Source organism: Succinimonas amylolytica DSM 2873 (assembly GCF_000378405.1).
Taxonomy (GTDB): Bacteria; Pseudomonadota; Gammaproteobacteria; order Enterobacterales; family Succinivibrionaceae; genus Succinimonas; species Succinimonas amylolytica.
This window is the reverse complement of sequence record NZ_KB899641.1, coordinates 137,683-146,019: the sequence shown is the minus strand read 5'-3', so window position 1 is coordinate 146,019 and position 8,337 is coordinate 137,683. Positions and strand designations below refer to the sequence as shown.

At 50.6% G+C, this 8,337-nt stretch carries 4 protein-coding genes; all 4 read left to right on the top strand.

Annotated elements, in window-relative coordinates:
- On the top strand, nucleotides 1-936 hold a 936-nt coding region (locus F557_RS0117270; protein WP_019003461.1), incomplete at its 5' end, for a PD-(D/E)XK nuclease domain-containing protein.
- Between the two features lie 380 nt (nucleotides 937-1,316).
- Nucleotides 1,317-2,834 carry an ankyrin repeat domain-containing protein gene (locus F557_RS0117260; RefSeq protein WP_019003459.1) on the top strand — a complete coding sequence of 506 codons (1,518 nt, stop codon included), beginning with the start codon at nucleotides 1,317-1,319 and terminating at the stop codon, nucleotides 2,832-2,834.
- Nucleotides 2,834-7,081, top strand: coding sequence for a hypothetical protein (locus F557_RS0117255; protein WP_019003458.1), 4,248 nt, complete (start codon nucleotides 2,834-2,836; stop codon nucleotides 7,079-7,081). Before F557_RS0117260 ends, F557_RS0117255 begins: the two co-directional genes overlap by 1 nt.
- 700 nt (nucleotides 7,082-7,781) lie before the next feature.
- On the top strand, nucleotides 7,782-8,337 hold a 556-nt coding region (locus F557_RS22835), incomplete at its 3' end, for a hypothetical protein (RefSeq protein ID WP_044143808.1).

The window sequence follows — 8,337 nt, the reverse complement described above, 5'->3', positions numbered from 1 at the left end:
AAGGACTGCGGCATGGAGAACCGTCTTCCGGACGTAATTTCCTGGTATGACGGCTACAGTTTTGCCGGGAAGGAGATGCTGTGTCCCTGGAGCGTGCTTAATTTCCTGTGCGATGCCCTGAGAACAGCGGATCCTGCCGCCTTTCAGCCTAGGAACTACTGGGCAAACTCCAGCGGCAATGACATTATTGAAATCTGCATGAAGCGCCCGGATTCCGGTGATTCGCAGCGTATTCAGCATCTGATTGACGGTGGCACAGAGGAGATTGAGCTCTGCGAATTCACCTCCTATCCTGAAATTACGGCGGATACCGATTTTAATATTTTTGTCACTCTGATGCTTCATACAGGATATCTTACCCAGGATCGTAATGCTGTTCCGTCAGCTTCAGATTTTACGCCGGTAAAAATTCCCAACCAGGAAGTAACCGAGTGTTTCAGAAACAAGGCGAAATACCTGTTCAGCGGCAGTAATCCGGAGTGGAAGCGGAAATCCCGGGATCTTCTTAAAGCCCTGCTGGAAGGAGATGCCAGAAGAACTTCCGGCATTATCAGGGATATGCTTCTGACATTCCTCAGTGTCAGGGATACCGCATACGAGAGCGTTTATCATGCTTTTCTGCTGGGAGTTCTCGGGATTGCCGCAAAAACCTCAGGACTGGAAATAAAGTCAAACAGCGAATGCGGGGACGGCTTTTCAGACATTGTGCTTCTGGATGACGGCCGCGGGATTGCGGTAATCATTGAATTCAAGAAAAGCTCCAGCAGATCCCGGGACGAATGGCGCAGACTGTGCGAAACCGCTATTGCCCAGATTGACAGTCAGAGCTACGATTTTGATCTCCGTAATGATTACGATATTGTCAGGAAATACGGCATTGTTTTTTACGGCAAGAACTGCGAGGCGGTGCACCGGGAGTACCGGAGGGAGGAATAGAACCGGTACCCGATACAGGGAAATCCGCAAACTTCTTTGATTTCAGCTTCAGCTGGCACGATGGTCTCAGGGACGGATCAGGCAACGGGGGAACTTTCATAAAAGCTGCACTGGACAGGAAGACTTTTCACCGCCGGAGGCTTCTGCCGGAAAATGCCTTACCTGCCACTATGGCAGAGAAAAGCAGAACTTTTCTGAAAACATAGAACGGGATCACCGTACCTGAAATTACATATGGCATAATCATTACAGTTGGAGATGTTTTTTACCCGGTGGCAGTGTGGCTGCTATGGCGTTTCTTTGTTCCCGTTGTTTCTATTCGGCCATGTTCTTTCCGGCCGCTCTTTATTCCCGGTGTTCAAAGTAGAGGAGACCGACTGATGTGCATTTTTCATGATAAATCGCTGGCCGTGCTGGGGGCTGGAGTTTTTCTTTTTCTGATTCCGGCTGCCGGCGCTGACGAACCGAAGCCTTTTACTTCTGATGAACTCAGGGATACTGTCTGCCTGTATGCTTCCGGAATTAATGGCAGCACAGAACAGAGAATCATAGCCTCTCTCAATGCGGGAACTGCTTTCCCGAAGGATTGTGCCAACGAAAGTTTTTTTGCCAGACTGGTCTCCCGTTCCGATAATCCGGAGCTTTTTGCCCTGGCACTGGCTAAAGGCCTGGATGCTGACTATCAGTTTGCGGGATCGGCTTCTGCCCGCATGACAGTCTTCGGAACGAAAAAGCTTCCGGCGGCTGAGCCCTTTATCAATGCCGGAAGCTATGATCTGTCCCGGAAGTCTCCCAATGGCGATACTCTTCTTATTGAGGCTCTTTCCAATGATCGTGACAAAGGTGTATTTACTGCGGTAATGCGGCATGGTGCCGATGTCCGGGCCGTACAGGCCAAAGGGAGACTTGGTGAAAGCCCGCTTATGCTGGTGGTGAAAAGAGTCTATGACCTGGAATACAGTAAGGATGAGGAGGTTCTGGCCCTTTTTAAAAAATATGGCGCGGACTTTAACGAGCTTTCCTCCCGGGGCCTTCCTGTGATTCAGGAATCAGTGCTGAAGGACGGCAGGATTGACTATCGCACTGATTTTATGAAATTTCTCGTGGCTGACGGCGCCAGTCCGGATACCAGAAACAAAAAGGGTGAGACGCTTCTTAACTTCATGTTTCACCGCAATATTTCCAGAAACGTCTTTGACCGGGTGATGGAATTCAGACCAGATATCGAAATCAGGGATGATCTGGGAAATACCGCGCTTCTGGCGGCCTTCGAGTATATGGGAGGAGTCGATACTGATAACCGTAAATACTATGCTATTAAGCTTGTGGAATCCGGAGCGGACATCAATGCCGTCAATAAAAGAGGCGTAAATCCGCTGACTGCAGCCATTATGATGGGGGCTCAGAAAAGAAGCAACCCGGGAGTTATCGAGTTTTTTCTGGAAAAGGGCGCAAAGGTGCAGTCCAAAACTCCTGATGGTGTCGGACTTATGTTTTATGCCGGTCTCGCCAGGCTTTCCAAAAGCGAAATCAAAAAGCTTCAGGAAGGCGGCGCTGACATAAACGAGGTTGAAACAGAAACCGGCCTTACTCCTCTGATAGCTGCGGCGCTAAGCGGCAACAGCGGTGCCGTGAGCTCTCTTATCAGTCTTGGAGTTAATGTCGGAACCGCCGACAGGGAAGGACGTACCGCTCTTATGGCACTGGCACTGACCAAACCTGATACCGGGAGTATCAGAGAATTTCTCAGAGCTGGGGCTGCTGTTACGGACCGGGACCGCTCCGGCCGCACCGCTCTGGACTATTTTGAAATGAGCCGTTTCGCTAAAGACCCTCGCAATGAAAAGCAGCTGGGCACCTACCGGGAATTGCTTTCGGAAAAGAAGGAGAAGCAGTAATGAGTATCAGAAATTTTCAGCCGGCTACTCGAGGAGTTTTTCATAAAACGGCTCTGGCAGTGGCCGTGCTGGCTATGAGCTCTCTTATGACAGCGGTCCGGGCCGAGGTTATGGTGGTGGAGGCCCGGGGCAAGGACGCGGCTACCTGTGAGGTCAATGCCAGGCTTAACGCCACCCGCACCCTGATGAACAACATGACTGCCCGGGATTTTTTAACGGCACACAGCAGTGAGATCCGGAAGATTATTATCGCCCGTCCCCAGGATTTCACCACCTCCTACCGGCTTCTGGAGGAGGACAGAAATGGCAGCAGCATTGCAGTGAAGGCTGAGGTAAATGTCGACACCGGCAAGCTGGAAATGACTCTGAAATCCCTGGGAGCTGTAATCACAAAATCCGGCGAGCTTCTGAAAAGGGAACTTGATACCTCGGAAAAGAACGCGCTCCGGGAATTCTTTGGAGTGGAGGCCGGAACCCGGATTACGAGTACTGTTATTAGCAGCAGTGATAGCACTGCTCCGGTATCCGAAAGCATTCTGCCGGGGTTTGAGCTTGAGGGAGGTCCCCTGGACGGTGTTTTATCTCCAGGGGAGGAATTTATTTTGAGACTCAGGAGGCCGGAATATGCAAAGCTGTCTCACAGGGTGAAGATTGTGATGACGGGGGCGGGGGTTCCTCCGGATGCCACTTCCTCTATTCAGGCTATGATCAATAACAACGTTCTAAAATCCGGGGAAAAGACAGATTTTCTGTCTCTTCAGGCCCCGGAAAGACCAGGCTCCTACGAAATCAGAGTCTTTAATGACGCTGATGATGACCAGAGTCTTCTCGCCCGCTATGGTTTTCAGGTGGCTGGAGAGGAAGCTGTGAGCTTTGCGGTACCCAGGAATGTCTTTGCCCCCGGGGAGGAGTTCTTCATTGATGTGCTGGGCCTGGATGAGGATCCCGGGGATGGCTGGTTTGTTCTGGCTCAGGATGACGGAAATACCCCGAGAAAGGATATAAAGGTACTGAAGGAGACCAGAAATATCCGGGACATTCGCGGTCCGGAGTTTGGCTTTACCATGACGGCTCCGGAGGAAGAGGGCGATTATGCGCTTCTGTTCTACCGGGGCTGCCGGACCTGCCAGGCGTACTGGCGTACTGACAGAAACTCTCCCGCAGTTTCCATGCTGAAATTCAAAGTGAAAAATCCCCGCGGCGCAGCTCCTGCCGAATCCGGTCTCATTATTCCTGCTGAGCTTTATGCCGGAAAGCGGATAAATTTTATATTTAACTGGACTCCGGAATGGGAGGGAAAGAGAGCCACCCTGAAAGTTTCCAGAAAGGGGGCCGCCAAACCCGTAATCGATACCTGGTACAACTGCAATCCCGGCAGCAGGCTTGACCGCTTTGGTCCCATTTACGAGGCGGGAGAATACACGGCGGTTATAACAATGAAGGACGGCGACAATCCCCTATCTGTATCCCGGGACTTTATTGTACGGGAGTCCCCTTATGACATTCCCGCGGCCGTTCTCAGTTTTCCCTATGATGAAATCGAGCCGGACTCCTCTTTCACCCTTACCGGCATTAACCGTATTGGTGTCCGTGATTCCTCATTTGTTGCGCTTGTTCCGAAAAGCGCATCCGGAAATCCGAAGGAAATTTCTGAAAAGTACCGGGGAGACACTTACGGTGTTTCACATAATGTTAGGTTTTCCGTCAATGTGGGCACCTACGAAATGGCTCCGGGAAACTATGAGCTCCGGCTTTACAGCAGTAACGAGGAGGATGGCATTCTTCTGGCGAAGCGGGATCTCCGGATTATGTCCGAAAAGGAAATTGCCGCCGCTGATAAAAAGCTTCTCGCAGAACTACGGAGTCCGGTTCAGGTTAATGCCAAAGCTCCTTCCGAGGAGGAAAGCCTGAAGAAATTGTCCCAGAGGATTGAAAGGGAGTTTTACGTTCCCGCGCTTCATGCAGATCTGTCTCAGAATTCCATCTCATCGGAGGCGATTATCCCCTTCCGGTTTGGGGAAAAGCAGCTTCCCGAAGACCTGTCAGCTCCCGAGGAGCTCTATGCTCTGCGTTACACCGTAATTGACTACGGCCAGGAACAGCGGGGCTGCGCTGTACCGGATATTGCCGGGAAATCGGCAGAGGAGGCAGATCTTGATAATTTTTACCGGATGCTGGGACAGGATCCTTACGAGCATCTGGCGGGAACAGGCTTCGGTCAGGATTATTCGCTGTACTTTCCGGAAACTGACGTCCTGGGAACTCCGGTGTCTGGCTACGGGGAATACCGTTTCTCCAAAGTCCGGGTGGATATCAGAGACTGTAAGGACGAGCTCCGGGAGGTCATTAATGAAAAGACCAGACTGGACATCACTCTGGGACGGGAGGGCAATTTCGACGCCGCTATTATGGATTTCGGAACTGCTATCATTCAGAATTACCAGTTTGCCACGGATATCGGAAAAATCCGGGATGCGATTGTTTTTTCGCAGGAGATGTATGGGCACGGCATCGCTGCTCTGGACGGTATTTCCGAAAAGGATATGACCAAGCTGGGAACAAATGCTCTGGCCATGGTGCTGAAGGGGGCCCTCAAAGCCTGTGACGGCTCAGAATGCATAAGCAGGATGATCACTAAAAACAAGAAGACACTGGAAAGCCGGCTTCTTACCATGTCTGATGAGGAGTACAGGAGAGTTTACGGCTCTCTTAAGGATGCCTGCGATCCTAAGCATGTGGCCTTTCTGGAAAATCTCGACAGTGCCCGAAAGATGATCTTCATGCCCGAAAAGGAATACCGGAAGCTCTATGAGCAGCTGACCAGTAACAGCAGCATGGCCAAGAACTACCTGAAGATGGTGGCCGAACAGCGGGAACGGGTGGCCCGGGGCGAATTTATAAGAAGCGCCACCGAGAAGGGTACGGGAACCATTGATCAGCTTTCAGCTCTGGCTGCAGAGGGCATGGTGGACGGTTCTGTAAGCGGCAATACCGCCATGAATGCCGCCATTGCCATCCTCTCACTGAATCCCAAGGTCGCCATTGCCATAGCTTCGGTGAAGTTTGTCTATGAATCCGCCAAGGCCTCCCGGAGTTTTGTGAATGATGTTTCTGTTATGCGGGTATATAAAGCCTGGAAGACTTTCGGTGATAATAAAAACGAAGCCTTCGGAGGTATCTGGCAGGAGGATCCCGGACATTCAGCCCGGGCGCTGAAGCAGGCAAAGGAGACTATGTGCAAGACTATGGGGAATGAGCTGACACAGAAGGCTCTCGGTTCAAAAAACCGTACCGTCGCCAACGCCTATGTCGGCTTTTTGAGGCGGGGCGGCGACCCCGAAGGTCATGAGGCGATTCAGCTAAATCCGGCCGATATTTCTGATGAGGAGGCCAGGGATTTTCTTAGGCTCCAGTTCGAGCAGTGGGAAAATATCGAAAAGAAGAACAGTGATTTCAAGGATGACCTGCGGCACTGGGCGGATGACTTCATGAATCTGAATACCGAGGATTATCCCGGATGCGACAGGGATTTCCGGAGATGGTACAACAATCAGCTTTACGAGCAGAACCGGAAGAAGGGCGCGGGAACCCGGCTTCACGAGGGGCTGACCAGCAAGTTCAGCTTCCTTTGGGAAAACGAATGCGATGCTGAGATTGAAGCCTTTAAAGCCTATATCGATAACCGGAAGCGTATTGAAAATGAGCTTGTGGCGTGGGGCGAGGGCTCCTACAAGAACAAATGCTCCTCCAGGACCATGAAGAAGAAATCCCGGGATATGCTATGCCTTTACATGGACGGCACCTTTGGTCCTTCACGGTACAGGGATGAGGTGGCCTACATGGGCTGTGAATGCGGCTGGGACAATTTCGATGAAAACGGCCAGCTCCATACCAATCTCCGGGAGGCCAGAAGAATGCGCGAAAAGGAAATTATGCTGATAGCCAAAACTCTGGGCAATAATGACATCGTGCACTGTCTTTGCGGCGGTTCCAGCGGGAGAGCGGCTTCCGGTGCTTCTATTCAGGTGGGGATCTACTACAGCCCCAAGACCGGCAGGAAATCCGACTGCGGCGGCAATGGCGCCTGTCTGGCTAGCGGCTTCGGGTGCTGGCATTATCCTATGCCTACGCACTCCCAGGCTCTTATGGAGTGTGGCTACTACAAGGCTCTGGACAACTATCGGGTTAAGCAGGCAGTGGATCGGAATTCCAGCCGTAAGGGACGTACCTGTCTTCAGGGGCTATGACAGCTGCCGGCTCCGGGAATAGCAGCGCAGACAGAGCCTGAGACTTTGAGGGAGGTCTTAGCTTTTCCTTTTGAACTATCCCGGGAAGCGGTGATACGGGGTATTTAGCTTTGCCGGGGGATCAGCTCCCCGTATAGCTGCGGTCCGGCGGTTCTCATATACCTATAATGGGCACGAATAATACAGGGACTGATTTGGAGTCGGGTGAAGGTCATTTCGGGAAAACTTCATTCTGGCAGCAGGGGGTATCTTCTTAAGACTAATTGCTGCTTTTCTGCTATTTGCGGCAGAATGAGGACTTTCTGCTGCCGTGGGAATGCTATTGGCCCTGTGTTTTATATTATTCTGCTTTATAAGTCTGTCATGTTTAGATACTGTCTAAACTTTATATACATAAAACACCTTGTTGTTAGAGCTGGTTAAGCATGTTCTGTAAAGTTTTTTAATCACTGTTCTTGATTTCTTTAGTACCAAAGACATTCTTTTCTGATTTTAGTTCAGCGCTGAATACCTGAATGCCGGAGTCAGGCATCTGATTTTCGTTATCAAATTTTCGGGGTGAAACAGGTGTGATTTTCGCCTTTTGAGATCATGGTCATATCCTTTGATGGTGAATTTTACGTACTATTATCTATATACGGAATGGAGTTTTCATTCCGAAATGATTTTGACACTGAGCAGGTATAGGAACACATATTTTATGAGTACCATAGATATCAATTTGAATGCGCTGGATTCCTTCAGGGTTGCCTTTACTGATGACAGGGCCATTGTTAATGTGGATAAGGAAACCTCTGAGCTCCATCAGAATGGTACCTTTAAATCAGCAAATATTTTCAGATTCGCGAGAAGAAGTACCACCAAAGCTGCTAATAACGAGGTTCGGGCCTGTCTTTTAAAATCACTCGGAGATACCTACGGAATCAACGGAGCCAGCGTGCGCGCCGACGGCAGGATATCATTTTCCCGGGAATTCATGGATAAACTTGAAAAGCTGCTGGGAAAGGAGCTCAAGCGGGGAGACTTCGGCATCGGATCTGACGGCACCGTAACTTCCGGAAAACCTCTGACCGCACGCCGGATCAGAGCCATTATAAACAAGATTGATCAGCAGTATGCAGACAGCCACAGCAGTTCTCCGGCCATAGACAGTGCTGCCCGGCAGAAAACGGAGGAAAGTCCTCTGATTGCGTATAAGGATTTCAAGAATCTCTACACCCTGGGATCCGGCAGCATTGATCCGCACTACAAGGATC

Excerpts from the sequence above, each read along its gene's own strand:
- F557_RS0117255 (WP_019003458.1), top strand. The coding sequence starts at position 2,834 with ATGAGTATCAGAAATTTTCAGCCGGCTACTCGAGGAGTTTTTCATAAA.
- F557_RS0117260 (WP_019003459.1), top strand. The coding sequence starts at position 1,317 with ATGTGCATTTTTCATGATAAATCGCTGGCCGTGCTGGGGGCTGGAGTT.